Origin of the sequence: Shimwellia pseudoproteus, assembly GCF_016415625.1 — a bacterium.
In the GTDB taxonomy this organism is placed as follows: Bacteria; Pseudomonadota; Gammaproteobacteria; order Enterobacterales; family Enterobacteriaceae; genus Shimwellia; species Shimwellia pseudoproteus.
On the sequence record NZ_WBXP01000115.1, the window covers coordinates 1 to 1,014 of the forward strand.

Here is a 1,014-nt window from a genome sequence, read left to right on the forward strand (position 1 = left end):
TGAACTTTTGCTTTGTCACAGGATGTCGCTACAGGGTCAGGAGTGTGGTGATCTGATCCTAATTTCGGCTAAAAGTTCGATTTATTCAACAAAGCCCGTAACTGACTAAAATATGGTGCATTTATCACGACGCAGTGGTTTATGTTTTGGTGATGTTGTGAGAGCATTGGTATCTCTAAGCCAAGGGCGGTAGCGTTGCCATTTTCGCGGCGGACGGGCGTCTGGTGGCAATGTGGCAAGAATAATGAGCACTTAATAATGAAGTATAATTTAGGCTATTTAGTTGATTTGGTTGTAGTTATCACAAATAAAGAACTTAAAGTTCGTTATAAGAGCAGCGTATTCGGGTACTTGTGGTCCATTGCCAACCCGCTGTTGTTTGCCATGATCTACTACTTCATCTTTAAACTGGTTATGCGGGTACAAATCCCGAACTACACCGTATTTCTGATCACCGGGTTATTCCCCTGGCAGTGGTTTGCCAGTTCAGCAACTAACTCTCTGTTTTCATTCATTGCAAATGCCCAGATTATTAAGAAAACCGTATTTCCGCGTTCTGTCATTCCGTTGAGTAATGTGATGATGGAAGGGCTGCACTTTTTGTGTACTATCCCGGTGATTATCGTTTTTCTCTTTGTCTACAATATGTCGCCATCCCTTGACTGGTTATGGGGGGTGCCGCTTATCGCTATTGGTCAGATTATTTTCACCTTTGGCGTCGCGCTTATCTTTTCGACGCTGAATCTGTTTTTCCGCGACCTTGAGCGATTTGTCAGCCTGGGTATTATGCTGATGTTTTATTGTACGCCGATTTTATATGCCTCTGATATGATTCCGGAAAAATACAGTTGGGTTATTACCTATAACCCACTGGCCAGCATGGTAATAAGCTGGCGTGATCTGTTTATGAATGGCGTGGCTTTGTTGAATAAATCAGATTTCGGGTAAGTCTCCCCCGTAGCGGGTTGTGTTTTCAGGCAATACGCACACTTTCAGGCATACCTGCTTTCGTCA

The 1,014-nt window shown here is 43.5% G+C and carries 1 pseudogene; it reads left to right on the forward strand.

Features of this window, described 5'->3' with window-relative positions:
- Positions 1-258 precede the first annotated feature (258 nt).
- Positions 259-915, forward strand: a pseudogene (locus F9C28_RS19970) (ABC transporter permease); the annotation flags it as partial.
- Positions 916-1,014 lie beyond the last annotated feature (99 nt).